The organism is Halomonas sp. H2 (genome assembly GCF_050215315.1).
GTDB lineage: Bacteria > Pseudomonadota > Gammaproteobacteria > Pseudomonadales > Halomonadaceae > Vreelandella.
In genome coordinates this window covers 2,626,350-2,652,184 of record NZ_CP189760.1, presented here as the reverse complement: position 1 = coordinate 2,652,184, position 25,835 = coordinate 2,626,350, and the positions used below count along the sequence as shown (strand labels likewise).

Below are 25,835 nucleotides of genomic sequence, written 5' to 3'. Positions count from 1 at the left end.
CAGATCATGCCTAGGCCAAAGTGGGCAAATAAATTGGCTGGGGTACCAGGATTCGAACCTGGGAATGCCGATACCAAAAACCGGTGCCTTACCACTTGGCGATACCCCAACAAAGACCTATTGCGACGGCCCGGCGTTTTCAACTGCCCAGAGCGGTACTATAAACTGCCCAGAGCGGTACTAAAAAATTGCCCAGAGCAGGGCTAATAATAGCCCAGAGCATCATGTAGGGGAGAGGTGTTGAGTCCGCGTGCTACCCATGTCGGCCAACGCTGCTCTGCTAATTGCGCGATGGCCTGTGCCGCTTGCTGCGTTGCAAAACCAGCAAACAAACAAGCGCCCGTGCCGGTAAGCCGGCTGGGTGCGTGCTGTGCAAGCCAGAAAAGCGCTTCCGCAATGGGCGGATAGCGTTCTTTTACTACGGCTTCACAGTCGTTGCGCCACTCCGACGCTCCCCCCTGCAGTGCGCGCGCCATAGTAATGGGGCGGCTGTCACGTGTCAATTGCGGGTCCTGGAAGACCCCAGGCGTAGAGACGCTAATCCCAGGGTGGATAATCACGAACCATGGCGTATCGAGCGTTACCGCCGTGAGCTGCTCGCCAACCCCTTCGGCCCAAGCGCTCTGGCCATGGACAAAAACAGGTACATCGGCGCCAAGTTCTAGCCCCAGGTGGGCTAATTCATCAAGCGGTAGGTTGAGCTGCCAAAGGTTATTAAGTCCTACCAAAACGGTGGCAGCGTTAGAACTGCCGCCGCCCAGGCCGCCGCCCATGGGCAGCTGCTTATCGATAGCCAGCGTGACACCTAAATGGGTGCCGCTGTGGCGCTGTAAAAGGCGCGCGGCGCGCACAACCAGGTTGTCATCGTGGCGAACGCCTTCCACCTCACTGGTTAAGTGAATCTCGCCATCATTACGTGGCGTGAAAGCGAGGTGGTCACATAGATCGACGAACTGAAAGAGCGTTTGCAGCGAGTGGTAGCCGTCTTCACGACGGCCCACAATATGCAGCATGCGGTTAAGCTTAGCCGGTGAGGGGAGTGTTAACGACGCGTCCATAACAACGGTTACCTTACCTTTTTGTTTGCCTTACTCGTCGTTGGCTTGCCATTGGTTAACCACTAGCGTGATGCGAACATCGTCGTAGTTCATAACTAAGCGGCGGGGTAGCCACATATCTTCAACTTGCTCCCAGTCGCGGTAGTCGATTTCCCAGCCGTCTTGAGATAGGTGGCTTGGGTAGCCCAGCTCATCAGTTTCTAGCTGGTAACTATCATGCTCACCGGGTAAACCACGTACCCAGTCCGGCATAGCGCTGACCGGCAGTGCCCAGCCAAGCTGCTCTTCCATTAAGGCTTCTGGCGTTTCTGCTTCAAAGCGCCCGTCGCTATTGGAGAGTGAAAAGCGCCCCTCGCGTCCTTCAAGTACATTGCGCCCGCCGCCAAAAGGGCCGCTGATCAGCATGCGGAAATAGTGAGGGGTCTGATTCCAGTCAAGGTTGGCGCTGACGTTCTCTTGGGGCGTGCGTAGGCCTGCTTTGCCGACCAGCGTCCAGGTATCAAACGCTTCTACATCTGCCTGCTGACGTTCCCACTGGCCTGCTTGGCGGCCACTTTCATCCATGGGGCCCTGAGAGGCACACCCAGCGAGTAAGAGAGCGGTAAGGCCGGCAAGCCAGAGGCGCGAAGAGTGGCGGGTTAGTGGCCGGCGGGGCGAAGGGGACGTCAGTGTCAACATAAACAGGCTCCATGTCAGAGAAGAGTGAACGGTTAAACAGTCAGGGTAGCATTATTAATAGCTACCCTTATTAATAGCTACCCTTATTAATAGCTACCCTTATGAATAGCTACCCTTGCATTTAGAAGGTGACGGTTAGGGTGTTCCTGAGGGGGTTAGTTCAGGGAGGCGCTTGAGCAGGTCATCAATCAGCGGGTGCTGGTCTGTGCGCTGCATAATTTGCTGGACCAACTGGCGCGCCTGTTCATTGCGCCCTAGTGCCTGCAATACCTCTGCTAAATGGGCGGCGACTTCCTGATCGGGCAATTGCATATAGGCGCTTTCAAGCCAGCCAAGTGCTTCTTCCGGCTGGCCTAGCCGAAAATAGACCCAGCCCATGCTGTCGAGAACGGCCGGATTGTCAGGGTCGGCTTCGTAGGCGCGTTCAATCAGGTCAAACGCTTCTTCCAGGCGCCCTGGTAAATTGAGATCGGCCAGGGTGTAGCCTAACGCATTGAGTGCTTCGGCATTATTAGGGTCGGTGTCCAGCACTTGGCGTAAATCCTGTTCCATGCCCGCTACGTCTCCCGCTTCCCAGCGGCGCATGGCACGCATATAGAGTAGCGCAGGGTCATCAGGGGTGCGGGAGATTTCGCGGTCTAACAAGGCGTTGGCGTCTGGTTGTTGGCCGAGTTCATCTAATAGCTGCACTTCGAGCATGACCAGCTCGCTAAAGTAGCTATCGAAACGCATTCGCTCAATTTTTAGGAAGGCACGGGCATCAAGCAAGCGGTCTGCTTTGATTAGCAACTGCGCCGCGGCCGCGCGCGCTGGCAGAAATTCATCACCCTCAGTGACTTGGCGGTAATAAAGCAGAGCGTTGTCAGTATCACCTTGCTCTTGGGTAATCATGCCGAGCAAGAAGTACGCTAAGTTGGGTGCCTCGGGTTGCCCCATCAGTGGCAGTAGTAAGCGTTGTGCTGGCGCCGGGTGCCCCTCTTCCAGATAGAGTTGGGCCAGCGATAAGCGCAGATCCTGATTGCCGCCGTGGCTTGCGAGTAGCGCATCGGTTTGAATTTCAGCGGCACTAATATTGTTAAGGCGGATTTCCGCCTGGGCCAATAGCAAGACAAAGCGTACGTCGTCAGGTGCTAGTTCCAGGCCTTGTTGAGCCGCGTGCTGAGCGGTCGGGTAATCCTCAACCTCCAGTGCCAAGCGCGCTTTCACTAACCATAATTGAGCGGACTCGGGGTCGAGTAATTCGGCTTGAGCAAGCCGCCGCTGGGCAAGTTCGCTGTCGCCAAGAGTGGTCTCTATCAAGGCCGTGCCTATCAATACATCGTTATGATGCGCTAACTGGTCGGCGTTGGGGCGGGCCAGGTGTTCGTGCAGTTGCTCAGCAATTAAGCTTAATGGTCCCTGTTCAGCCACTGCAATCTCAGCAAAGGCGGTTATATCCCCATGGCCGCCAGCTTCAGCAATAGCTAAGCGCTGCTCAAGGCTGTCGAGCCAATCACCGCGCTGCAATGAAAACGCCGCCAGCAGGCGATTGGGGGCTTCTGCTTGAGGAGCCAGCTCACGCCAGCGCAGCGCAGAAGCCTCTATCAATGAGGCTTCATTGCCAAAGCGGGCGGCGAAGGTAGCACGCTCGGCAAGGGCCGGTTCGTGATAGCGTTGCGCCGCTTCTAAATAGCCTTTGCTCGCTGAGCGATAATCGCCACGCTGGCCAGCGAGCTCAGCACCGAGCAGTGCGCTTAACCCCGCGGCGTCCAGCCCACGAGTGATCGGCGGGGCATTGTGCATTGGGTCATCCGCCCACGTGCCGAGCGGGCTGTCCTGTAGCCGAGGTGAAGATTGGCAACCGCTTAGCAAAATGGCAGTAATGGCCAGGGGCAGCAGGGGTGAGCCCAGTAATCTAGCGCGTTGTGACATGCGTCTCTCAATTAGGTGGCCGGATGCTCAGCATAGCGGCTTGGCTGCCTGCGGCAAAGTGGTGTGGGCCAGATGATCGCCTGCTGTGATAGAATGTTCCTCCTAGAAAAGGTGGTCAGTAAATTTTATGCATACTGATAGGCAGTGCTCGAAGCACGCCAAAGACTTGTTTAAGCAAGCCCCAATTAACGCAAAGACCGACACACTAGCGAAGACGCAAACCGCATGACGCTTCTTGCCCTGGGAATAAATCATCGTACCGCCAGCGTGGCCGTGCGTGAGCAGGTCGCTTTTACGCCAACGCAGCTTGATACCGCGTTGGCTGAATTACGTAACCTGCCACAAATTAGTGAAGCGGCGGTGCTGTCGACGTGTAACCGCACCGAGCTTTACTGCGTCACGGATGCAGCGGGTGAACAAGCGGTACTCAGTTGGCTCGGACGCTTTCATAATTTGCGCGTCGATGAGCTAACACGCTGTGCCTATCACTATTTAGACAACGATGCGGCGCGCCACTTAATGCGCGTTGCGGTTGGCCTAGACTCTATGGTGCTGGGCGAACCACAGATTTTGGGTCAGTTAAAAGACGCCTATCAGCAGGCGCGCCAATCTAAAGGGCTGGGCGGCGAGCTTGAACGCCTGTTTCAGCACACCTTCGCGATAGCCAAGCAGGTGCGTACTGAAACGGGCATCGGTAAAAACCCCGTGTCAGTGGCCTATGCCGCGGTCAGTATGGCGAGTCGTATATTTGACGATTTCAGCCGCTCCCGTGCACTGTTAATCGGTGCTGGTGAAACTATCGAGCTGGTCGCTCGGCATTTAAACGAAGCAGGCGTTCGCCAGTTGACCGTCGCCAACCGCACCCGTGAGCGCGCTGAGCTTGTGGCAGGTCCTTTAGGGGGAGCGGCGATTACCCTGCAAGAGATTCCTGACGCCCTTGAACATGCCGATATTGTGATCTCTTCCACCGCATCGCCTTTGCCTATCCTGGGTAAAGGCATGGTGGAGCGTGCCCTTAAAAAACGCCGCCACCGGCCAGTATTTATGGTCGATATCGCGGTACCGCGTGATATCGAACCCGAAGTGGGCGAGTTAGCGGATGTGTTCCTGTATACCGTGGACGACCTGGAAGAGGTGATTCAAGAGAATCGTCGCCATCGCCAAGTCGCCGCCGACCAAGCCGAATCGCTGATCGAGCACGGGGTCGGCAGTTGGCAGCACGAACGACGCATCCGCAACGGCGGTGAGCTGATCCGCGACTACCGCCAGCATGGCGAGGCGTTGCGCGACCTTTCGCGGGACCAGGCGCTGGAGCGGCTGGCGCGCGGTGAAGACCCGGCTAAAGTGATTGAGCGGCTAGCGCACCAGTTGACCAATCGGCTGCTTCACCAGCCCACTCAGTCCATACGCGATGCAGCCTCCGAGGAGCATCACGACTTGCTGAATGCCGCACCACGCCTGCTGTTGCCCGCCAAGCCAGCCTTTGAAAACACGCCTGCGCCCACGGCTAACCGCCAGAAGGATGATATGCCCGCATGAAAGAGACTTTGCGCCAACGCTTAGACAGCTTTACCGAACGCTTTGAAGAGCTGGCGATGCTGCTGTCGGATCCTGAAGTGATCAATAACCAGCAACGCTTTCGCGACTACTCACGCGAGTATTCCGAGCTAGAGGAGCTGGTGGCGGCCTGGCAACGCTACCGTGATATCGAAACCAATATGCACGAAGCCGAGCAGCTTAGCCGCGATAGCGACGCCGACATGCGCGAACTGGCGGAGATGGAACTGAGCGAAGGGCGTGAACGGTTAGCCGAGCTGGATATCGAGCTGAAACGTCTGTTGGTGCCGAAAGACCCTGACGATGGACGAGGGGTGTTTCTGGAAGTGCGTGCCGGTACCGGTGGCGACGAAGCCGCAATTTTTGCCGGCGACCTGTTTCGCATGTACTCACGCTATGCGGAAAAGCGTGGTTGGCGGGTCGAGATAGTCAACGCCAGTCATGGTGAACAGGGCGGCTACAAAGAAATTATCTCTCGTGTCAAAGGCGACGGCGTTTACGCCCAGCTCAAGTTTGAATCCGGCGCCCATCGGGTGCAGCGCGTACCCGCGACCGAATCCCAGGGCCGCATTCACACTTCCGCCTGCACCGTAGCGGTGATGCCTGAAGTCGATGACGTCGGTGATATCGATATCAACCCGTCAGATCTGCGCGTTGATACCTACCGCTCCAGCGGTGCCGGTGGTCAGCACGTTAACACCACCGATTCGGCAATCCGCATTACCCACCTGCCTACCGGCGTAGTGGTTGAGTGCCAAGAAGAGCGCAGCCAGCATAAAAACCGTGCCAAGGCGATGTCGCTGCTGGCCGCGAAACTCAAGCGTAACGCCGTCGATAGCCAGCGCCAAACGCAAGCGGACGCACGCCGTTCGCTAGTCGGCTCGGGGGATCGTAGCGAGCGCATCCGCACCTATAACTTTCCCCAGGGGCGAATCACCGACCACCGCATTAATTTAACCCTTTATAAGCTCAATGAAGTGGTTAGCGGCGAGCAATTGGATGACGTGATCAACCCGCTGATTCACGAATATCAAGCGGAACAGCTCTCAGCCCTTCAGGACGTTTAATGTCTTTTGACGCGTTGCTCAAACTGGCCGCCCAACGTTTGCACGCGGCGGGTTCTAGCTCGCCGCGTATTGACGCTGAAGTGTTGCTTTGCCATGTGCTAGAGCGCGACCGCACTTGGCTATACACCTGGGGCGATAAAGCGTGCCCCTTGCGGGAGCAGGCCCGTTTTGAGGCGCTAATCGCTGCCCGTGCCCAAGGTACGCCGGTCGCCTACCTGACCGGGGAGCGCGAATTTTGGGGGCTACGCCTAGCCACTTCTCCTGACACCTTGATTCCCCGGCCCGATACCGAAACCCTCGTCGAGCGGGCGCTTGGCTGTGTGGCCCAGCCCACAGGCCGAATGCTCGACCTTGGCACGGGTACCGGCGCCATTGCCCTGGCGTTTGCCAGCGAGCAGCCCGGTTGGCAAGTGTTAGGTGTGGATGTGCGTGAAGAGGCGGTCGAGCTGGCAACCGGTAATGCACAGGCGCTAGCGATAACCAATGCCCAGTTTTTGCAAAGCGATTGGTTCGACGCGCTGGAGACGTTTGAAGAGACAGCTAAGCGTTTCAATATTGTCGTCAGTAACCCGCCTTATATTGCCGCCGATGACCCCCATTTAAGCGCCGGCGATGTGCGTTTTGAACCGCGCTCAGCGCTGGTTGCTGACGCCGAAGGCATGGCCGATCTACTGCACCTGGTTCAGTCTGCACAGCACTACTTAACCGCATCAGGCTGGTTGTTGCTTGAGCACGGCTACAGCCAAGCTGATAAGGTGCGCAAAGCGCTTAAAAGCGCTGGCTATCAAAGCGTTGAAAGTATTCGTGACCTGGGGGGGCATGAACGGGTTACCCTGGGCCACCGTTAATAACTGCCTGATTCATCAGTGTTGGATCCTGCCATGAAACCAAAAAATAGAACGCTGGACCGTATCGACCTCAAAATCCTGCGCTGCTTGCAGGAAAATGCGCGTATTTCTTACGTCGATTTAGCCTCGGAAGTGGGCTTATCCACAACCCCTTGTCTTGAGCGCGTTAAGCGTTTGGAAAAAGCAGGGATTATTCGTGGTTACCAGGCCATTCTTGATCCACGCGCTTTAAAAGCCAATCTATTAGTCTTTGTCGAGATTAGCCTGGAAACCCAATCGCCAGCGGTATTTGACGAGTTTCGCCGTGCCGTCGAGAAGCTGCCGCAGATTCAAGAGTGCCACCTTGTCTCAGGACAGTTTGACTACATCTTAAAATGTCGTATCCCCGAAATGGCCGCCTATCGGCAGCTATTAGGCGATGTGGTATTAACACTACCGGGTGTGAAAGAGTCAAAAAGCTACGTGGTGATGGAAGAAGTGAAAGAGAGCTTCAATTTGCACGTCCCCGCCTTCGAGGAATTTGAGGATAAGTAACCGATGATGGACGACCAGGCGCTGCTGCGCTATAGCCGCCAGATTATGCTGCCCGAGGTGGATATCGAAGGCCAAGAGCGCCTGCAATCTGCCCATGTCGTGATTATCGGTGCAGGCGGTTTGGGCTCACCTGCCGCGCTCTATCTTGCGGCTGCAGGCGTTGGGCGCATCACCATCGCCGATGCCGATCAGGTCGAGCTTTCCAACCTGCAGCGTCAAATTGCCCACCAGCAGGCCAGTATAGGTTTAAATAAAGCGCACTCTGCCCAAGCCAGCATGCAGGCGCTCAATCCGCATTGCCATGTCGTGGCCGTAGACGAACATGTAGAAGGCGACTCGCTTGAACGCTTGGTCGCTTCGGCGGATGTGGTAATGGACTGCACCGATCGTTTCTCAAGCCGCTATGCGGTCAATGCCGCCTCGCAAAAAGCCGCAGTACCGCTGGTGTCTGGGGCGGCCATTCGCTTTTCAGGACAGCTGGCCGTGTTTGATCCCCGCGCTACAGCGTGCCCCTGCTATGCCTGCCTTTATCCACCCGATGAGAGTGGCGATGAAGCGCTCAGCTGCGCCGAAAATGGCGTAATGGCGCCGTTGGTGGGCTTAATCGGCTGCTTTCAGGCGGTGGAAGTATTTAAGCTGCTAAGTGGCGCAGGTTCTGCCCATCAGGGGTTGTCTACGTTTGATGCTTTAAGCGGACAGTGGCGGCATTTTCAAGTGCCTCGCGACCCCGCTTGCCCAGTATGTGCCCCGTACCGTTAAAGACCGCCAGGCGGTGACATCCGTCCTGACGGTTTTTGGAGGTTGTCGATGTTTGGAGGTTGTCAATGTAGAGACGACGGCCTTATTCCCCTATAATAGCGATCTGGTGCAAATGTACGAGTATTGTGCACCACCACATTCACCCGCGCAGAAGAGTAGGGCAAGGGAATACGCCCGTCACGATCCCTGGGCGGTAGCGTGCCTTTAATTTGGAATTAACTATGCCATTATCCCAACGTTCAATGGTGTCGCCAGCTCGCATGCTGCTGGCGGCGCTCAGTTTAGTCATGGTCAGCGGTTGCGCCTCTTACCCCTCCGGCTCTAGCCAGCAAGAAGCACAGTACGTGCTCAATAATGACCCCGCCACGTTGCTGCAAGACGAACGCCTCAACGATTTTCTTACCAAAGCCCCCGCCGGTGCCATCATGAATGTAACCAGCAGCCCCTGGGGCGATAACGTCGAGGTCGTGGCCGATGCAGCCTACCTGGCTGCCAGCGGGCGCGAGTGCCGCAAGCTGCGAGTAGTCGAAGCAGGCACCAACGCCGCGGGTGCCGCCCTGGTGTGTAAAACGCCGAACGGCTGGGTGAATCAACGCGTTGTGGCGCAAACATCACAGGGGCGCAATTAATGAACGTTTTAAAACTGCTTAACCGCGCGTCGCTCAAACGCTCCATGGCCGTGGCCTCCATTGCGCTGGTCAGCACACTCACCACAAGCACCAGTTGGGCGCAGTCGCTCAGCCTTTCCGACAGCATCTTACCCGAGCAGGCTGAGCGGCAAGGGGCCACAGGCCAGGAAGAGGTTAACGATACCCCCCGTGCAGACTGGCGCAGCGGCACTTACGGCCCGGTTTCACAGCCACCGCAAAACCCCGATACGCTACCACCGTTTGGCGCCAACCTGTTCACCGGTGGCTTTCGTGGCGCCATGGGTGATGGCCTGAACCCGGATTACAAGATCAAGCCCGGTGACCAAGTCACCGTGCGCGCCTGGGGCGCGTTTGAGTTTGACCGCGTGCTACCGGTGGATGCCCAAGGCAACATCTTCATTCCCGGCTCTGGCCCGCTGAATGTAGAAGGTCAAAGCAGCCAGCAAGTAGATGGCAGCGTGCGCAGCGCGATTACCTCGGTGTACCCGGATAACGTAGAGGTCTACACCAACCTGCAAGGCGTTCAGCCGGTCGCCGTTTACGTGACCGGCTACGTTGAAAGCCCCGGCCGCTACGCCGGTACGCCCAACGACTCACTGCTCTACTTTCTTGACCAAGCTGGCGGCATCGACCAAGACCTAGGCAGCTACCGCCAGGTGCGCGTGGTGCGCAATGACACCACCGTCGCCACGGTCGATCTTTACGACTTCCTGCTCAATGGCAGCATTGCCCGCCCGCAGTTTCAGGATGGCGACACCATCGTGATCGAAGAGCGCGGCCCAGCGATTGCCGTGGGTGGCGATGTGCATCGTGAACACCGCTACGAGCTAATCGGCAACCAGCTTAGCGGCGCCGAGCTGGTAAACCTGGCACGGCTTAAAAGCGGCGTTTCCCACGTCCTGCTACGCGGTGACCGTGAAGATGGCCCCCTCGCACAATACTTCCCCATCGACATGTTTGCAGGCCAAACGGTTCGTAGTGGCGACGAAGTGCTGTTCAGCTCCGACCAGCGCAGCGAAACCATTGTGGTAGAAGTAGAAGGCAGCTACTACGGCCCCTCGCGCTACGCGCTACCCAGGGATGCCCACCTAAGCGAACTGCTGGATGCCATCGCCGTGCCGGAAAGCATGACCGCCGTGGAAAGCGTTTCAATCAAGCGGGAAAGCGTCAAAGAGCAGCAGGCGCAATCGCTGGAAGACAGCCTACGCCGCCTGGAAACTACCTACCTCGGCGCGCCTTCCAATACCAACGAAGAAGCCCAGATTCGTGTTCAAGAAGCCGAGCTGATTCAAGACTTCATCGCCCGTGCCAGTGAGCTGGAGCCCAGTGGCCGTTTGGTAGTGGCCTACGACGGGCGCATTTCCGATATTCGCCTGCAGGATGGCGATGTAGTGACCATTCCTGAAATCAGCGACTCCATGCTGGTCAGTGGCGAAGTGCTGGTGCCCCAGGCGTCAGTGTACCGCCCCGGTATGAGCGTGATCGATTACATCGAAGGCGCAGGTGGCTTCACCGAACGCGCAGATGACGACCACATTCTTATCGTTCGCCAAAACGGCGCGGTCGAGAACGCCCGCAACGTCAACCTACGCCCCGGCGATGAAATCCTGGTAATGCCCGCTGCACCCACCCACAACCTGCAGCTAGCCTCTACGCTTACGCAAATCCTCTACCAAGTAGCCGTGGCCACCAAAGTAGCGGTCGATCTGTAAATAATCGTGAATGGTGAGTGACGTGTTTTGTAGCGCGGCGTAAGCGTCAGCGCACCCGCGAATTAGCTCGATGGAGGCGCGGCCAACCGAGGGCGCCTTCATCAGTTTAAGGAAACAGTCTTGGTATTTTCAAACGAATCAACGCTATGGATAACATAAACAGCGGGCCGAGAACTGCCCGAACGCCGTGGCAGGTAACCCGCAGCGTGTGGTACGCCATGTTTATGCGCGAAGTTATTTCGCGCACCATGTCTGACCGTATGGGCTGGTTTTGGATGATCTTTGAGCCTGTGGCTTTTGTTGGAATCATGATAGGCGTACGCAGCTTTATTCGTGGAGACCGGCTGGTTGTTAACGCTGAGTTTATTCCCTGGCTAATTGCAGGCCTACTTGGATTTGGGTTAGTGCGTGAAGGGATGATGAGGGGGATGGGGGCTATCGATGGCAATAAAGCTTTATTTGCTTATCGCCAAGTGCAACCCGTAGACCCTGTAATAACTCGTAATTTTTTGGAAGGAATGTTGCGCAGTTTTGTTTTTCTAATTTTTATTGTCGGCGGCTTAATGCTGGGACTGGATCTGTACCCAGATAATGCGATTAGAGCAATGGCGGCGTGGCTATCATTATGGTCACTCGGTCTTGGGTTAGGGTTGGTAACATCTGTGGCCGCTACGCTGGTGCCTGAAGTGGGTAAAGTAATACGTATGCTATCTTTGCCTTTAATGATCCTATCTGGGGTCATTTTGCCCTTAAATAGTTTGCCACATTGGCTCCTTAAATACTTAATGCTTAACCCCATTCCTCATGGCCTTGAAATATTGCGGCTTGGCTTTTTTGAAGGTTATCAGGTGGTTCATGGGACCAGCATGCTCTATTTTTGGTTGTTTACATTCACTCTTATTGCCCTGGGGCTGGTAATGCACCTGCGCTTTATTGATCGTTTAAAGGCAAAATAATCCATGCAACGTTCGTTACGTCGTTTTGTAAAAAAATCGCCACACTGGGCCGTCGCCATCGCTGCCATTTTACTCGTATCATTTTACTGGTTTGTTTGGGCGCAGGATCGTTATGTTTCACGCGCCACAGTAGTGTTGGAAAGCCCTCAAGTTGCAACGCCTGAATTTAGTTTATCCTCCTTAATGGGCGGTGGTAGTGGAAATACCCAAGACCTGCTGCTACTGCGTGAACACTTACTCTCAGTAGATATGCTGCGCCGCCTGGATGAAGAGCTCAACATTCGTGAACACTACACCGAGCACGGTGATATCTTCGCTAAGTTGCACGATCGTGACACGCCGATTGAAAACCTGCATAAATACTACCTGCGCCGGGTAGAGGTAGAGCTAGACGAGTATGCAGGCGTACTGAACATTGAAGTGCAGGGCTATACACCTGAATTTGCCCACAAAATGACCACGCTGCTGCTAGAAGCCGGTGAAGACCATATGAATGAAATGGGGCATCGCCTAGCCGACGAGCAGGTTCACTTTCTAGAGCGGCAAATGGTGCGCCTGGATGAGCGCTTTACCGAAACCCGCCAAGCATTGCTGTCGTACCAAAACGAGTACGGGCTGGTATCGCCAACGGATACCGTGGCAAGCATCAATCAAGTGGTGGCCACACTAGAAGCGGATCTCGCTCGTTTACAAGCGCAGCGCAATGCGCTGGCCAGCTACCAAAGTACGCAATCATCTCAATTGCGTGAAGTCGAGCGTAATATCACCGCACTTCGTGACCAAATTGTTGAGCAACGTGAACGGATAGCCCAAGCATCAGGTGACTCTCTCAATAGCGTATCAGCGCAATATGAAACGCTAGAGCTACAAGCACAGTTCGCCCAGGAAACCTACTCCAGCGCACTCGCCGCACTGGAAAACACCCGCTTAGAAGCCGCCCGCCAGCTCAAGCAGGTAAGCGTGCTGCAAAGCCCGCTAATGCCGGAATACCCCACCGAGCCCAGCCGCCTCTACAACAGCAGCGTATTCGCCATCATCACCATCTTCCTCGCCTTCATCCTCAGCATGCTGATGATGATCATCAAGGATCACAGGGATTAGGTGAGGGGTGAAGTGTGAGTAGTGAGGGGTGAAAGGTGAGTAGTGAATCGTGAATCGTGAAGGCCCCGTAGCGCGTGGTAACGAGTCTGCGAGGAACGAGCAAGCGAGGCACCCGCGGGAGGCGTCGGAACGACGCCCTAGGGCACCGAACCAACCCTGCCTGCAAGAGCCAACCCCGGCACCGCTCCGCGCTGCTCCCGCGGGTGCGCCTGAGGCTTACCACGCGCTACTAAATCACGCATGCACAGAACACAGTGGAAGCACGACCCGTAGCGCGTGGTAACGAGTCTGCGAGGAACGAGCAAACGAGGCACCCGCGAATGGCGGCGGAACGACGCCCAACGGCACATAACCAAAACCCCGGCACCGCTCCACGCTACAACCACGGGTGCGCTGACGCCAAACGACTTACAATTCACAACTCACAACTCACAACTCACGGTTTTGCAATGCTCGACATCATCCACCACGGCGGGGCCACTGGCGTAACCGGCAGCTGCCACCAACTGATTCTCAACCAACAGGAATCGCTACTGGTAGATTGCGGCCTCTTCCAAGGGGAGGACGCCGCGGAAGACAGCTTCGAGCAGCTGCAAATTGAGTTCGATATCAGCACCGTTAAAGCGCTGATTATCACCCACGTACATATCGACCACGTGGGCAGGCTGCCTTACCTGCTGGCTGCAGGCTTCACCGGCCCCATCATCTGTTCGATCCCCACGGCCAAGCTGCTGCCCCTGGTGATTGAAGACGCACTAAAAATCGGCTTCACCCGCAACGCCCAACTAATCGAGCGCTTTCAAGCTCAGCTCGAAAAGCAAATTGTTAGCGTGCCTTACGGCAAATGGCACTCTGTAGTAAGCGACCACACCGGCCCCAGCTCAGGAACAACACGCGTAAAACTAAAGCGGGCAGGGCACATTCTAGGCTCCAGTTACGTAGAAGTGAGCTATCAGGATGCCGCCACCGGCCAAAAAGAGCGCGTCGTGTTCTCCGGTGATCTAGGCGCCCCCTATGCACCGCTACTACCTGCACCTAAATCGCCCCACGGCTGCGACCAGCTGGTTCTCGAAAGCACCTACGGCAACCGCCGACACCCAGACCGCCGCCAGCGCCGCGCTACCCTGAAGGCCGCCGTGGAGCAAGCACTCGCTAACGGCGGCACGGTGATGGTGCCTGCGTTCAGCATTGGCCGTACCCAAGAACTGCTCTACGAACTAGAAACCGTTATTCACCAAGCGCGCTCGCCCCAATGGCAATCGATGGAAGTCATTGTCGATTCCCCGCTAGCCGCACGTTTTACTCAGGTATACCGCGAGCTGAAGCCTTACTGGGATAAAGAAGCCCAAAGCCGCTTGCGCAGCGGCCGCCACCCGCTCAGCTTTGCCAATCTCTACACCGTGGACAGCCACGCCGAGCACGAGCAAACGGTGGAGTACCTAGCCAAAACAGGGCGCCCAGCAGTAGTGATAGCCGCCAGCGGCATGTGTGCAGGCGGGCGCATTATGAACTACCTCAAAGCCATGCTCGGCGACGAACGCCACCAAGTACTGTTTGTGGGCTACCAAGGCGCAGGCACGCCAGGGCGGGATATTCAGCAATACGGCCCACAAGGCGGCTGGGTAAACATCGACGGCGAGCGGTACGACATCAAAGCAGGTGTTAGCAGCATCAGCGGCTACTCCGCCCACGCCGACCAAAAAGACCTACTCAACTTCGTCAAACGCATGCGCCGCTGGCCCCACACCATCCGCCTAGTACACGGCGAACAAACCGCCCGCGCAGCACTCAAAAACGAACTTGAAAGCCTCTATCATCGCAAAGGAAAACAAGTGAGGGTGTTGAATGGTTAGCCTATTTGTTCGGCTCCCAGCTTCGAGAACCTATCAGTATCCTATGTTGAGAAATAACAATGGATAGAGTGTATGCGTTTCCAAAAGAAACGAAACATTTTCATTGTTTCAGCAGCGATAAGGATATAAAGCAACATTCTGACTATAGAGCTGCAAAATCGGGAGACGCTGGCGCTGCTTTACAGCTGGTGGATGATTTGGCCCTTGAATTTTTGATCTCTCTTAAAAATGAGATTCCTGAAGGGAGTGTCTTTGTATCGCCCTACGCCAAAGAGGCTTCAGGCGATAATGCGTTGCCCTTAATTCTTTCGCTGATGTGCGCAGAGGTGCTAGACGGTATTAGTGAGACAGATATTGTCCAACTGCAAAAAGTGTTTCATACCGGGGCTGACCCTATGGAAAGACTAATTGCAAGGCCGTCATTCGAGGGAACTGTTCAGCATGGCGGCTGTTATGTACTAGTAGATGATGTGACCAGCATGGGCAGCACCTTAGCTGAGCTAGCTAATTACGTTCTCATGAATGGTGGAAGCGTTATTGGGTCTATACTGCTAGTCAATGCAGGCCGTTCAAAGAAATTTCGAGCTTTAAAAAAGCATACTCAATTATTGGAGGAGCGCTTTTCTAATGAAATCAAAAGCATTTTCGGAATACACACCTCGGCCCTCACCGCCAACGAATCAAGTTATCTCGTCGGCTTTAGAACCGCTGACGAGATCAGAAATCGATGCGTTAAGGCAGAAAAAGAGACAGCTAAGCGCTTACTATCAAAAAATTATTCAAGCGCGAGTTGCGAGTAAGTGATTGCTTAATGCTTATATTCGTCTGTTGCCCCGCGCTAAGAGGATTCTCGTGGCGAGTAGCGAGGCATCCGCGAAGCCGCCCGACGTTGTCACCCGAACCATGCAATGCGAAGTGGCTTCTGTAAAACTGCAAAGACATCAATGGCCTCTAACCCTCAATGATTGAAATCCGTAACCTCTACAAGCGCTACCACAACCACCACGGCAGCGATTGGGTACTCAAGGACATCAACCTAACGATCCCCACTGGGGTGAGCGTGGGGTTGATTGGTGCCAACGGCGCGGGTAAATCCACGCTGCTGCGCCTTATCGCCGGTATGGATACGCCAGAGCGGGGCGAAGTCATCCGCCATAGTCGGGTTTCCTGGCCAGTGGGGCTTTCAGGTGGTATGCAGGGCAACATGACGGGAAGGCAGAACGTTAAATTCGTGGCCCGCGTGCAAGGCAGTGGCCCTGCGGAAGTAAAGCGGGTGATTCAGTTTGTAGAAGACTTTGCTGAAATCGGCAGCTCATTCGATGAACCGATTCGCACCTATTCATCCGGTATGAAATCACGGATCTCTTTCGGGCTTTCATTAGCGTTTGATTTTGACGTGTACATCTCCGACGAAGCCACCGCCGTAGGCGACAGGGCATTTAAAGCCAAAGCCAAAGAGCTGTTTAATTCCAAAATCGGCCAAGCCTCACTGATTATGGTGTCTCACGGCGAAGGTATCTTGCGTGACCTTTGTCAGGCAGGCCTTTACCTCAAACAAGGCAAAGCCCATTGGTACGACGATATTAACGAAGCCATTGATACCTACCATGCGGATTCTGACGCCAAGAAAAATGGCACCGCTTTACCGGCAAACGTACCCAGTGCTCGTCGCTATCTGCAAGACTGTCACGCAACACTAAAAGGCGCACAGGAAACATTAAAAGAATTTCAAGAACAGGACGCTCCCCAGCAAGATATTGCCGCCGCCAAAAAAGAGGTGCAAAAGTGCGGTAAAGAAGCGCGAAGAGCCCGGGAGCATCTTGAAAGCCTGCAAGAGCAGCAGCGTGAAGAAAAACGCAAATCAGCCTGATTATTGTATTTACATCACTACCATCCATTAAGAAACATATGAACACCAAGACATTTTTAATTACCGGCGGTGCTGGCTTTATCGGCTCAGCAGTTGTACGCGAGCTTATTCAACATTCAGCCCACCGTGTAGTGAATGTAGATAAACTTACTTATGCAGGTAATTTAGAATCGCTTGCGAGTGTTGAGGGCAACGAACGTTACACCTTCGTGCAGGCGGATATTTGCGATGCGCACGCAATGCAGCAGCTGTTTAAACAACATCAGCCCGATGTAGTGATGCACCTTGCAGCAGAGAGCCATGTAGACCGCTCTATCGACGGCCCGGCTGAGTTTATCCAAACAAACGTGGTAGGTACCGCCGTATTGTTAGAAGCCGCTCGTGGCTACTGGAATAGCTTGGAAGGCGAGCGTCGCGACGCTTTCCGGTTCCACCACATCAGTACGGATGAAGTGTATGGTGATTTAGGTGAATCGAAAATCGTGAATAGTGAATCGAAACGGGCCAGTAGTGACCACTCACCACTCACTACTCACCACTCACTCTTTACTGAAGAAACCCCCTACGCCCCCAGCTCGCCATATTCAGCCAGTAAAGCCAGTTCAGACCATCTAGTACGCGCCTGGCAGCGTACCTACGGCCTCCCCACACTGATCACCAACTGCTCTAACAACTACGGGCCATATCACTTCCCAGAAAAACTGATCCCGTTGATGATTCTCAACGCCTTAGCCGGTAAGCCGCTTCCGGTTTACGGCAATGGCCAGCAAATCCGCGATTGGCTCTATGTAGAAGACCACGCCCGCGCATTGATCAAAGTAGCCACAGAAGGGCAGGTAGGCGAGACCTACAACATCGGTGGGCATAACGAAAAAGCCAACCTGACCGTAGTAGAAACACTATGTGATTTACTGCAAGAGCTGGTACCCCAAGAAGCTTCTTACCGCGACTTGATAAAGTTCGTCACCGACCGCCCCGGCCATGATGTACGCTACGCCATCGATGCCAGCAAAATGGAACGCGAGCTAGGCTGGGTGCCGCAAGAAACCTTCGAAACCGGCCTACGCAAGACCGTGCAGTGGTACCTTGCCAACGAAACCTGGTGGAAACGCGTACAAGACGGCAGCTACCAAGGCCAGCGGCTAGGTAGTATTTCATGAATATCTTCATCACCGGTGGTAATGGCCAAGTAGGCTTTGAACTCCAGCGCCAGTTTGCCCCTTTCGGCACTATCTTGGCCCCGACACGCCAAGAGCTCGATTTAACCAACGCCGAAGCCGTAGATGCTTACCTTGCCAAACATCAGCCTGGCTTAATACTCAACGCCGCCGCCTACACAACAGTAGACAAAGCCGAAAGCGAGCCACAGCAGGCCAAACGCCTAAATGCCGAGCTACCCGCGCAGCTAGCGGAATATGCAGCGAAGCAGGGCATCCCCCTGGTGCACTACTCAACAGACTACGTTTACCCAGGCAACGGCGAAACACCCTGGCAAGAAGACAGCCCCACTGGCCCGTTAAGCGTATACGGCCAAACCAAGCTAGAAGGAGATGAAGCGGTTGTTAACAGCGGTGCCAGCCACCTGGTTTTTCGCACCAGCTGGGTATACGCCGCCCGTGGCAACAACTTTATGAAAACCATGCTACACCTGGGCCGCGAGAAGGAAGCGCTCAATATCGTCAACGATCAAATAGGCGCGCCCACCCCAGCACGCCTAATCGCCCAAGTCACCGCGCTAGCGTTCACTACTCACCACTCACCACTCACCACTCACAATTCACCCCTCACCATTCACCATTCACCATTCACCATTCACATCCCCGCAGGTATCTACCATCTAGCCCCCAGGGGGGAAACCAGCTGGCACGGCTTCGCTAGCGAAATTTTCAACCAAGCCCGTGGAGCAGGGGAGGCACTAGCGATTACGCCTGAAAGCACCGCAGGCATCCCCACAGCCGAATATCCAACACCCGCCAAGCGCCCGCTAAATTCGCGCATGGCGCTAAGCAAGCTAGAAAGCGCACTAGGCATTACAATGCCCGCCTGGCAAAGCCAGCTGGGACTGACATTGCGTGAATATCTGGATCAGTAGCTCTACCGTTAAGTCATGCAAAAACAGCCCTGCGTATACATAATGGCCAGTGAAAAACGCGGCACACTTTATATTGGAGTGACCAGCAACTTGCCCCAGCGAGCATGGCAGCACAAGCAACAGCCGTACGATGGTTTCACAGCAAAGTATGCAATCAACCAACTCGTATACTTTGAACAAGCAAGTGATATGGAAGCGGCTATAAAACGCGAGAAGCAACTCAAACAATGGAACAGAGCGTGGAAAATCCAGTTAATCGAAAATCACAACCCACACTGGAAAGACCTCTACCCTGACATACTTTAGCCTAGCTAGCAGAACCACAATGGATTCCCGCTAAAAGCACGCGGGAATGACGGAGTAGAAATTGTCATTCCCGAGCGGGGTAATCGGGAATCCACCTTGACCTTTGCTGCTGTAGCCCGCAAACCAAGGTCAAAATGGATTCCCGCTAAGGGCACGCGGGAATGACTGGATGACAGGCATGCGGGAATGACAGCGGGGCATCACACCCCGTCATTCCCGCCAACCACACCCCCGTCATTCCCGAGCGGGGTAATCGGGAATCCACCTTGACCTTACCCGCTGAGGCCGAAGTACTAAAATCAAACTGGATTCCCGCTAAAAGCACGCGGGAATGACAGAACGGCAGGCACGCGGGGAGTGGCAGTCATTAGGCATCATTCCCGATAAGCCACACCCCGTCATTCCCGAATGGGGTTATCGGGAATCCATCTTGACCTTACCCGCTGAAGCCGGAGTACTAACATCAAACTGGATTCCCGCTAAAGGCATGCGGGAATGACGAGGTGTAAAGTGTCATTCCCGAGTGGGTTTATCGGGAATCCACCTTGACCTTACTTGCTGAGGCCGACGTACTAAACTCAAACTGGACTCCCGCTAAAGGCATGCGGGAATGACAGGACAGAAGGTTAATGGATGACTATGAGCCAAAGCTCACAAAGAAAAGGCATTATTTTGGCCGGTGGCTCGGGCACGCGGTTACATCCCATTACCCGCGGTGTATCTAAGCAACTCCTGCCAATTTATGACAAGCCGATGATCTACTACCCGATCTCGGTGCTTATGCTGGCAGGTATCCGCGATATTCTGATTATCTCAACGCCGGAAGACCTTCCCCAGTACCAAAACCTACTAGGCACCGGCGAAGACTTTGGCATTCGCCTAGAGTACGCAGAGCAGCCGAGCCCCGATGGCCTAGCCCAAGCGTTTATCATTGGGGAAGAGTTTATCGGCGAAAGCCCCGTTTGCTTGGTACTAGGCGACAACATTTTCCATGGGCAGCACTTTTCCGATCAGCTAAAGCGCGCCAGTTCGCACACATCGGGCGCGACGGTATTTGGCTATTTGGTGAAAGACCCTGAACGCTTTGGCGTAGTTGAATTTGATGAGCAGGGCCACGCGATCTCTATCGAAGAGAAACCGAGAAAGCCCAAGTCGGCTTATGCTGTTACTGGCTTATATTTCTACGATAACGATGTTGTTGAAATCGCTAAAAACGTAATGCCATCAGAGCGTGGCGAGCTAGAAATTACCAGTGTGAATAACGCCTATCTAAAGCGTGGTGATTTACGCGTAGAACGCCTTGGCCGCGGCTTTGCCTGGTTAGACACCGGCACCCACGACAGCTTGCTAGAAGCCAGCCAATACGTGCAAACCATTGAACACCGCCAAGGTCTAAAAATCGCCTGCCTGGAAGAGATCGCCTGGCAACACGGCTGGATCGATGACGAGCGCCTGGCCACACTCGCCAAGCCGCTTTCCAAAACCCAGTACGGCCTATACCTCCAGCGCCTACTCAAGCAAAAGCCGCAAAAGTAAAAGTTTGCCACGGAAGACACCTATGTATGCCACGGACGCTCACGGAAAACACGGATAAAAACAAGATTTAGATTTTGCCCTTATCCGTGTTTTCAGTGAGTGTCTGTGGCAAATCAAAGGCTTCAGCCACGGAATTCACGGAAAGCACAGAAAAAACCAAATTAAGGTTTTGCCCTTATCCGTGTTTTCCGTGAGCGTCCGTGGCGAACTCCCTCATGTTTTCAGTGAGTGTCCGTGGCTAAAAAGGAAAGACCATGCTCTACGAAAAACTCGCCATTCCCGATCTAGTCCTGCTCACCCCTCAAGTATTTGGCGATGAGCGCGGCTTCTTCATGGAAACCTTTCGCCAAAGCGAATTCGAAGCCCACTGCGGTCAACACACGTTCGTGCAGGATAACCACAGCAAATCCGCCCATGGCATTTTGCGAGGGCTGCATTACCAGCACCAACAGCCTCAAGGCAAGCTAGTGCGGGTAACGCAAGGCGAAGTCTTCGATGTGGCGGTAGATATGCGCCAAAGCTCGCCAACCTTCGGCCAATGGGTTGGCGCAACGCTCAGCGAACACAACAAACAAATGCTTTGGGTGCCCCCCGGCTTTGCCCATGGCTTTTATGTCACCAGTGAAGAAGCCGAATTTCAGTACAAATGCACCGATTACTACGCCCCTGGGGATGAAGTGTCGCTGCGTTGGGATGACCCCACCCTTAATATTCAGTGGCCCCTGGCAAACCAGCAACCTCCGGTACTTTCTGCCAAAGATACACAAGGCTTAAGTTTGCCAAATGCCCCGCGTTTTAATTAAAATTAACGATTGAAAAAGAAGAGAATGGAGCTGCTCTCACCATGTCCTTAGTCGTGTACGTAGGAATAGATAAATTTAAAGCTGAATCAGGCGCCGCCGTGCGCGAGAAAAACGCGACTGAACTAACGTTAAGCGACATCGCGAATGGGCAGCCCAGCATCAGTCAAGCCAGTATCGATGATGCCAGCGCCTCTGAAAGCCAATCGCTTGTGATTGCGGCGTTTAATGAAGAAGCCTCAGCCACCTTAGAGCATTGGCTAAGAAAAGATACCACCCACGAATGCATTATTGCCTGGCCACACCCGAGTGCATGGCTAGCGGCTAGCCTACAAGCTGAAGGCCGCCCGAAAGAAGCGTTATGGCAATGGAGCTACCAAGCAGACCTTATCCTCAAGCTCTATAAGACAAAGCGTCGCCAGATTACACTGATTGGTTATGTACCCAGTGCGCCTGCCAGCGAAGAGCTTCCCTTAGTGGTTGACCTGTCGCTTGAACATATTGCGCCGCTTTACCGCTTAATGGCTTCCCAGCTAACCCAAGAAGATAGCCTGCTCCAGCAAGCTTATAACTATCTTAAAGCAAGCAGTTCAGGTACCGCTTCCTGGCAAATGCCAGCAGTGGATATGGTTGAACAAAGCCTGCATTACTTGGATAACGAACAGCAGCAGCATCAAACGCTGGTAACTCAGTTGCACGCTGTGAAAACTGAACTAACAAAAGCACAGGAAAGCAGTGAGCAGTTAACACAGCAGCTTGCACAAGTGAAAGAAGATCACTCTAACGAGCAGGCGCGTAGTCAACAGGCTCAGAAACAAGTAACTGAAGTAAGCCAGCGCTTATCTGAAAAAAATGCTCAACTGCTTGAAACTGAAAAAACCAAAGATAAGCTGCAAGATCAGGTTCACAACGTCGAAAAAGAGAACGCTGCGTTATTAGAGCAATTAACCAGCGTGCAGCAAGCCATAGAAGAGAACACAGCAGAGCATCAGCAGCAAAATACTAAGCTGGAACAAGACAAAGCGCGCCTTCAAGATCATGCACACAGCATGGAAGAAGAAAATGCAGCCCTCCTAGAGCAGCTAATGAAAGTGCAAGAAGCTCTGGAACAAACCATTCTCAAAAATCAGCAGCAGTCAGAAGGCCTTGATGAAAAAGAGGTCAAGTTGAACTGGTTGAGAAATAAAACCAAAAGGCAACAAGAAAAGCTTGAAGAGTATAAGCAAGCCATCAGCCAGCTGAATGAAGAGAGCGCAGACCTTAGCAAAGTAACGGCTAGCGCTAAGCTAAAAGAGCAGCAACTGATTGAGAAAGTGCAGCAAGCCCATAATCTACAAGCAGACTTTGAAAAGCAAGCCAAGAAATTAAAACAAGAGTGCACACAGCTAACCCAAGACAAAGCAGTTATTGTAGAAGAGCTTCATAGTATCCAAGAGGCACTTGCTCGTGAAACGGCTGAAAGAATTAACGCCCAAAAAGCCAACCGTGAGTTGTCTGAGCAGTTTGCAGCGGTGGAAAAGCAAGCGAATCAACTTCAAAAGGGCCTTACTGCTGTAGAAGCAGAAAAAGTTATTTTAATTGAGCAGTTGCATAGCACTCAAGAAACCCTTGCCCACGAACAAAACGCAAAAGAAGCTGTTCTGAAAGACAAGGCAGTGCTTGATAAGCAGCTAACAGCGCAGGATAAGGCAGCAAAGCAACAGCAACATCAATTCGAGAAAGAGCGTTCGGAAAAAGCACTCATCATTGCTCAACTACACGACGTTCAAGAGCAACTGATTAAAACCGCTGAGAACCACGATCACTTCAAGCAGCAAGCAGAGACCCGCCAAAAAAATCTTAATGTGCTAAAACAGCAATACCAGTTAGAGCGGCACCAGTACGAAAGCGTTCTTCTATGGTTACGGGTAAGCGGGCATCGCAATGCAGCCGCGGCATACCGTTACAGCCGCCCGTTTAAACGAGCCTTACCGCAGCAAGTCGCAATTATTAATGAAAGTGGCTTCTTTGATGCACAGTGGTATTACGAAGAATACCCCGATGTAAAAACGTCGGGCATTGCGCCAGCCGAACACTACCTAAAGTTTGGAGCCATTGAAGGCCGCAACCCAAGCGACAAATTTGATACTTACTTCTATCTCAGTGAATACCCGGATGTTGCTGAATCAGGCCAGAACCCATTGCTCCACTATTTGCGCCACGGCCAGCATGAAGAGCGTCTGCCCGCCAGGCCGCAACAGCAGTTGCCAGCACCCAGATAACAAGTAATGTTGGGCTTAAATAGATAAGCCAGGCACAAGCAAATAGAAGTGACCATTATGCCAACGACCCGCGCTAACTTTCTTTATATTGGCCCCATTCGGCCAGAAACACTTGCATTACTCAGCCATAATAAAGCCGAACATGCGCTGTTCATAACGCCCTTAGAAAATGAAGCGCAATGGCAAGAGGTGCAGGAAGCATTTCCCCACGCTAGCCAGCAAATCATAAAGCTAGCAGAAACCAGCGGTGAGTTACCGTATTACGAATTTAACCTGCCGGAATTCAACGCCAGCCAACCCGCCTCGGGCCTCTATACCCTTTATCCGGGGTTAGAGCTAATAGAAAGCGCCAAACAACCACTGGTGGGGGTCGAAGCTCAGCTAGGCGAACTAGAGAAAGAGACGGAAGTTCAAGAAATTGGCGCCTTGGTGGTTGAACAACCAGAACTGGTGTGGCCAGTATTACAAGTGCTAGCGAATAACCAACGCTACCAACATATCAAGGCATTGTGGTTAAGAGTGGGGGCTGTTCCGCTTTACCACGGCATGCCAGAAATAGACGAGATACTGACTTGGTGTCAAGAGCACGGTTTTGAGCTACAGGCCCGTAATGAAGACGACCCAGATCTCCCCCTGCTTCAACTGACGCGTCATGCCTACTATCACCGCTGGCAAGAAGAAGCCAAGCGCAGCGCGAAACTAGCAAAACAGCTGAAAATAGCGCAACAAGAAGCAGAACAACAGCTCGCCAAGCAAGCCACAGAACAAGCGGAAAGCTTGAAGGCACTAGAACAGCGGGAAGCGGCATCGCAAAAGCGCCTAAAAGATAGCGAAGAACAGTTGCATCAGCAACACAGCAAGTATGAACAACTGCAACAAAAATATAAAAAGCTAGAACAGCAATTAGCTGAGCAACAGAAATTAGCAAACAAGTCGACCGATGATCGGGCAGTGAAAGAAAAAGAAGCTCAACTAGCCGAGCTTCAAAAACAGCTTAACCAGCTCACCGAAGAACGCGATACGTTGAAAAAGCAACTCAACCAGTCGCTTAAGAGCAGCCAGCAGCACCAGAAAGAGCATGAAGAAATCAAGCAGCAGCTTGAAGAAACGCAGCAGAAACTTGTAACACTTGAACAGCAGTATCAAGACGCTGAACATGCTGGCAAAAAAGCTCAGAAAAAAATCGAAGAGGGCTCTGAAGTAGTCAAGGGCCTAGAAGCGGAGCTTAAAAAACAGCAAGTGCAGGTCGAAAATCTTCAAGAAGGGCTGGCGGCTCGCGAAGAAGAGCGCGACAAATACAAAAGCTATTTTGCCAACCGCAAAAAACAGCATGAAGAAGCTGAGACCAAGCTAGCTGACACTCAGCAAATGCTGAATGAGAAAGATGCAACGATTCATCAGCTAAATGGGCAACTGGATGCATTGCAACACAGTAATGAACGGTTCGGCCAGTTAGAAAGCAAGCTGGAATCACTATTCAGTGAACAGCGTACCTACATTCAGCAAACCACAAATGTACTTGGCCAACATGTCACGCGTAGCGCCCTTCAGCAGCGAGACGAGCAAGCGATGATCAACTACTTGCAGTATGGTCAGCGCCCAATAAGTACCAAACTACCGCCCAGCTATGTAACCGCTCTGTTAGAACACTATGATACTCACAATCCTGATGTTGTGGTGATTTTTGGTGCAGCGGAAACCACGGAACTGTTAGCACAGCGAATCATCAATGCCCGTGCTGAAGCTAATCGCATTGGTAAGAGTGGCCACAGACAAGAGACTCACAAAGAAGTGACCGTGTCACATGACGACTTGCCACAAACGATCATCAGTATCGAGCACAACAAAGCGGCCTGCGAAAGCTTAAAAGAAAGTCTCAACAATAAACGGCTTAGCCCAGCAGTGAATGTGGTAAGCGCCCCTTGGGTGGAGTGCCAGACAGTTAACGAGCCAGTAGCACTATTTTACGCGGCAGACACCACTTTGCAGCGCCTTAATCAATGGCTACCCGAAAATGCTCGCATCTTGGTCATTGTAGGAGAAACCCTACCTCAGGCAGGCCATAGCCGTGAAATTGTACTACCGCTATTGCTACAACAGCTAAGAACTCAGCGGCTAGACATTGTAATCGAAGGCAACCACTTTCCCCAGGAGAGTGAGCTAGTTGCCCAGTGGGGAGAACTGCTCCAAACACGCCAGCGATCTGCAGAGTGGCTTACACTTTCTACGACTTACAGCCTAAGAGTAGAAGGCTAGTTTCCCTTCGCTTTTAGCCTTATTAAAATT

23 protein-coding genes and 1 tRNA gene are annotated in these 25,835 nt (G+C 53.5%); 20 read left to right on the top strand and 4 right to left on the bottom strand.

What is annotated here, in order from left to right:
* Positions 1-34: 34 nt before the first annotated feature.
* From ACQE2I_RS12300 to ACQE2I_RS12285, 4 genes are all read right to left on the bottom strand, one after another.
* Positions 35-109, bottom strand: a tRNA-Gln gene (locus tag ACQE2I_RS12300).
* 94 nt (positions 110-203) lie between these two features.
* Complete coding sequence (ispE, locus tag ACQE2I_RS12295; protein WP_427028376.1) at positions 204-1,058, bottom strand: 4-(cytidine 5'-diphospho)-2-C-methyl-D-erythritol kinase; 855 nt, start codon at positions 1,056-1,058, stop codon at positions 204-206.
* 30 nt (positions 1,059-1,088) lie between these two features.
* Positions 1,089-1,736: a lipoprotein insertase outer membrane protein LolB gene (lolB, locus tag ACQE2I_RS12290; protein WP_427028375.1), complete on the bottom strand. Its 648-nt coding sequence runs from the start codon at positions 1,734-1,736 to the stop codon at positions 1,089-1,091.
* Positions 1,737-1,871: 135 nt separating this feature from the next.
* The gene (locus tag ACQE2I_RS12285; RefSeq protein WP_427028374.1) at positions 1,872-3,647 is read right to left on the bottom strand and encodes a tetratricopeptide repeat protein; all 1,776 of its coding nucleotides are present in this window, start codon (positions 3,645-3,647) and stop codon (positions 1,872-1,874) included.
* Between the two features lie 225 nt (positions 3,648-3,872).
* On the opposite strand from ACQE2I_RS12285, the gene hemA reads away from it, so the two are divergent.
* The 20 genes from hemA to ACQE2I_RS12185 all read left to right on the top strand — a co-directional run bounded on the left by hemA (position 3,873) and on the right by ACQE2I_RS12185 (position 25,805).
* Positions 3,873-5,186, top strand: a complete 1,314-nt coding sequence (gene hemA / locus ACQE2I_RS12280; protein ID WP_427028373.1) for a glutamyl-tRNA reductase — start codon at positions 3,873-3,875, stop codon at positions 5,184-5,186.
* Complete coding sequence (gene prfA / locus ACQE2I_RS12275) at positions 5,183-6,271, top strand: peptide chain release factor 1 (protein WP_427028372.1); 1,089 nt, start codon at positions 5,183-5,185, stop codon at positions 6,269-6,271. The genes hemA and prfA overlap by 4 nt, the downstream gene beginning before the upstream one ends.
* Positions 6,271-7,119, top strand: a complete 849-nt coding sequence (prmC, locus tag ACQE2I_RS12270) for a peptide chain release factor N(5)-glutamine methyltransferase (protein ID WP_427028371.1) — start codon at positions 6,271-6,273, stop codon at positions 7,117-7,119. Before prfA ends, prmC begins: the two co-directional genes overlap by 1 nt.
* Positions 7,120-7,152: 33 nt before the next feature.
* The gene (locus ACQE2I_RS12265; RefSeq protein WP_071693864.1) at positions 7,153-7,653 is read left to right on the top strand and encodes an Lrp/AsnC ligand binding domain-containing protein; all 501 of its coding nucleotides are present in this window, start codon (positions 7,153-7,155) and stop codon (positions 7,651-7,653) included.
* 3 nt (positions 7,654-7,656) lie between these two features.
* The gene (locus ACQE2I_RS12260; RefSeq protein ID WP_427028370.1) at positions 7,657-8,412 is read left to right on the top strand and encodes a HesA/MoeB/ThiF family protein; all 756 of its coding nucleotides are present in this window, start codon (positions 7,657-7,659) and stop codon (positions 8,410-8,412) included.
* Between the two features lie 221 nt (positions 8,413-8,633).
* Positions 8,634-9,041 carry a DVU3141 family protein gene (locus ACQE2I_RS12255; protein WP_427028369.1) on the top strand — a complete coding sequence of 136 codons (408 nt, stop codon included), beginning with the start codon at positions 8,634-8,636 and terminating at the stop codon, positions 9,039-9,041.
* A complete protein-coding gene (locus ACQE2I_RS12250) occupies positions 9,041-10,774 on the top strand; it encodes a polysaccharide biosynthesis/export family protein (RefSeq protein ID WP_427028368.1) in 1,734 nt (577 codons plus the stop codon). The genes ACQE2I_RS12255 and ACQE2I_RS12250 overlap by 1 nt, the downstream gene beginning before the upstream one ends.
* Before the next feature lie 146 nt (positions 10,775-10,920).
* Complete coding sequence (locus ACQE2I_RS12245; RefSeq protein WP_427028367.1) at positions 10,921-11,730, top strand: ABC transporter permease; 810 nt, start codon at positions 10,921-10,923, stop codon at positions 11,728-11,730.
* Between the two features lie 3 nt (positions 11,731-11,733).
* Positions 11,734-12,831: a chain-length determining protein gene (locus ACQE2I_RS12240; RefSeq protein WP_427028366.1), complete on the top strand. Its 1,098-nt coding sequence runs from the start codon at positions 11,734-11,736 to the stop codon at positions 12,829-12,831.
* A 449-nt stretch (positions 12,832-13,280) separates the two neighbouring features.
* On the top strand, positions 13,281-14,684 hold the full coding sequence (locus ACQE2I_RS12235; protein WP_427028365.1) for an MBL fold metallo-hydrolase RNA specificity domain-containing protein: 1,404 nt from the start codon (positions 13,281-13,283) through the stop codon (positions 14,682-14,684).
* Between the two features lie 59 nt (positions 14,685-14,743).
* The gene (locus ACQE2I_RS12230) at positions 14,744-15,484 is read left to right on the top strand and encodes a phosphoribosyltransferase (protein WP_427028364.1); all 741 of its coding nucleotides are present in this window, start codon (positions 14,744-14,746) and stop codon (positions 15,482-15,484) included.
* Between the two features lie 161 nt (positions 15,485-15,645).
* Positions 15,646-16,554, top strand: coding sequence for an ABC transporter ATP-binding protein (locus ACQE2I_RS12225; protein ID WP_427028363.1), 909 nt, complete (start codon positions 15,646-15,648; stop codon positions 16,552-16,554).
* Positions 16,555-16,592: 38 nt separating this feature from the next.
* Positions 16,593-17,714 carry a dTDP-glucose 4,6-dehydratase gene (gene rfbB / locus ACQE2I_RS12220; RefSeq protein WP_427028362.1) on the top strand — a complete coding sequence of 374 codons (1,122 nt, stop codon included), beginning with the start codon at positions 16,593-16,595 and terminating at the stop codon, positions 17,712-17,714.
* Positions 17,711-18,646: a dTDP-4-dehydrorhamnose reductase gene (gene rfbD / locus ACQE2I_RS12215; protein ID WP_427028361.1), complete on the top strand. Its 936-nt coding sequence runs from the start codon at positions 17,711-17,713 to the stop codon at positions 18,644-18,646. Before rfbB ends, rfbD begins: the two co-directional genes overlap by 4 nt.
* Before the next feature lie 15 nt (positions 18,647-18,661).
* Positions 18,662-18,952 (top strand): GIY-YIG nuclease family protein, encoded by a 291-nt coding sequence (locus tag ACQE2I_RS12210; RefSeq protein ID WP_427028360.1) that lies wholly within the window; start codon positions 18,662-18,664, stop codon positions 18,950-18,952.
* Between the two features lie 331 nt (positions 18,953-19,283).
* Positions 19,284-19,451, top strand: a complete 168-nt coding sequence (locus ACQE2I_RS12205) for a hypothetical protein (RefSeq protein WP_427028359.1) — start codon at positions 19,284-19,286, stop codon at positions 19,449-19,451.
* Between the two features lie 140 nt (positions 19,452-19,591).
* Entirely contained in the window at positions 19,592-20,488 is an 897-nt protein-coding gene (gene rfbA / locus ACQE2I_RS12200; RefSeq protein WP_427028358.1) for a glucose-1-phosphate thymidylyltransferase RfbA, read from the top strand.
* 254 nt (positions 20,489-20,742) lie between these two features.
* Positions 20,743-21,291 (top strand): dTDP-4-dehydrorhamnose 3,5-epimerase, encoded by a 549-nt coding sequence (rfbC, locus tag ACQE2I_RS12195; RefSeq protein ID WP_427028357.1) that lies wholly within the window; start codon positions 20,743-20,745, stop codon positions 21,289-21,291.
* A gap of 41 nt (positions 21,292-21,332) precedes the next feature.
* A complete protein-coding gene (locus ACQE2I_RS12190; protein WP_427028356.1) occupies positions 21,333-23,549 on the top strand; it encodes a hypothetical protein in 2,217 nt (738 codons plus the stop codon).
* 57 nt (positions 23,550-23,606) lie between these two features.
* Complete coding sequence (locus tag ACQE2I_RS12185) at positions 23,607-25,805, top strand: hypothetical protein (RefSeq protein WP_427028355.1); 2,199 nt, start codon at positions 23,607-23,609, stop codon at positions 25,803-25,805.
* Positions 25,806-25,835 lie beyond the last annotated feature (30 nt).